The following is a 1,767-nucleotide window of genomic DNA, read 5'->3' on the forward strand; positions in this document are numbered from 1 at the left end:
GTCGAAAGCCCACCCCGAACCACCGTCGCCCCGCACCCCGGCAATCCGCCGGTGACCGCCGTCCGCCCCGTCCCGGCGGTGGACGCCGGCGGTGCCCTCGCCGCCGTCGCCCCGGGGCGCCCGGACGACGGGGAGGCGCCCGCCGCGCCGCCCCCGCCCGACCTGCTGCGCCAGTACGCCTGGCGGGTGCTGAGGCAGAACTGGACCGGTGCGTCCACCGTTCCGTCGCTGGGCCTGTACCCGCACCAGTGGAGCTGGGACTCCGCCTTCATCGCCATCGGCCTGCGCCGGCTCTCCGCCGCCCGGGCCCGCCGCGAGTTGGAGACCCTCTTCGCCGCCCAGTGGGCCGACGGCCGGATGCCGCACATCGTCTTCAACCCCGACGTGCCCCTGGGCGCCTACTTCCCCAGCCCGGACTTCTGGCGCTCCTCCACCGCCGGGGCCGGGGCCGGGGCCCCGATGGGCGTGGAGACCTCGGGGCTGGTCCAGCCCCCCGTGCACGCCCTCGCCACCTGGTTGGTCCACCTGGCCGACCCGACCGGTTCCGCCCGGCGGGGCTTCCTCACCCGGATGTACCCCCGGCTGGTCGCCTGGCAGCGCTACCTCACCGACCGTCGCGACCTCGGCGGCAGGGGGCTGGTGTCGATCGTCCATCCCTGGGAGTCCGGGATGGACAACAGCCCCTGCTGGGACGAGCCGTTGAGCCGCATCGTGCCCGCCCGGGCCGGAACCTTCCGCCGCGCCGACCTCGACCACGGGGACGCCTGCGACCGCCCCACCGACCTGGACTACGGCCGATACGTACGACTGGCCGCCGACTACCGGGACCACGGCTACGACGACGCGACCTCCCCGCACCGGTTCGCCGTCGAGGACCCCGGGGTCAACGCCCTGTTGATCGCCTCCGAGCGGGCCCTGGCCCACATCGCCGCGGCGGTCGGGGCCGATCCCGCGCCCCACCGGGAGCGGGCCGCCGACCTCACCGACGCCCTCGTCGAGCGCCTGTGGGACGCCGAGCACGGCCTCTTCCTGTGCCACGACGTGCGCGGCGGCGGGCCGATCCGCGAACTGAGCTGCTCGGGCCTGCTCCCCCTGATCGTCCCCGGTCTGCCGCCGGAGGTCTCCGCGGCGCTGCTGCGGACCCTCACCGGCCCGCACTTCGGCCTCGGCTCGACCACCCGCATGGTGCCCAGCTACGACCTGCTCGGCGCCGCCTTCGACCCGTCCCGCTACTGGCGCGGCCCGGCCTGGTTCAACGTCAACTGGCTGATCGAGCGCGGGCTGCGGGAGTACGGGGAGCACGCCCTCGCCGAGGAACTGCGCGGCGCCGTGCTGGCCTCGGCGGTGGCCTCGGACTTCGCCGAGTACCTCGACCCGTACACCGGACGGGCCCGCGGCACCCGGCAGTTCGGGTGGACCGCCGCCCTGACGGTGGATCTGCTGGGCGCCGTGCGACCGCCCGAGCCGGTGCCGCACGAGCCGACCATGCGCCGCGCCTCGGACCCGCCCCGCCGCCCGAAACGCGCCGGCGGGGGTCCGGGTGGGCACGCCGGTCACGGTCCCGGCGGCCACGCCGGTGACCGCCCGCGCGCCGGCGAGGCATCGGCGCGCCCGGCACAGGGCCCGCACCCGGGTTCCCCGGACGGGGGCGGTCCCCCTGCGGGCCCGGTGGACCCGACGGGGGAACCGGGACGGATCGGGTTATCGGACCCGCGGTCGGGCGAACCGACCGGCACCACCGGGTCCTCCCGCCCCCCGAACGTCCCC

At 76.7% G+C, this 1,767-nt stretch carries 1 pseudogene; it reads left to right on the top strand.

The features are described from left to right. Positions 1–162 precede the first annotated feature (162 nt). A pseudogene (locus tag FOE67_RS24720) lies at positions 163–1,443 on the top strand (amylo-alpha-1,6-glucosidase); the annotation flags it as partial. Positions 1,444–1,767: the final 324 nt, after the last annotated feature.

The sequence above is a fragment of the Streptomyces calidiresistens genome (genome assembly GCF_014141525.1).
GTDB lineage: Bacteria > Actinomycetota > Actinomycetes > Streptomycetales > Streptomycetaceae > Streptomyces > Streptomyces calidiresistens.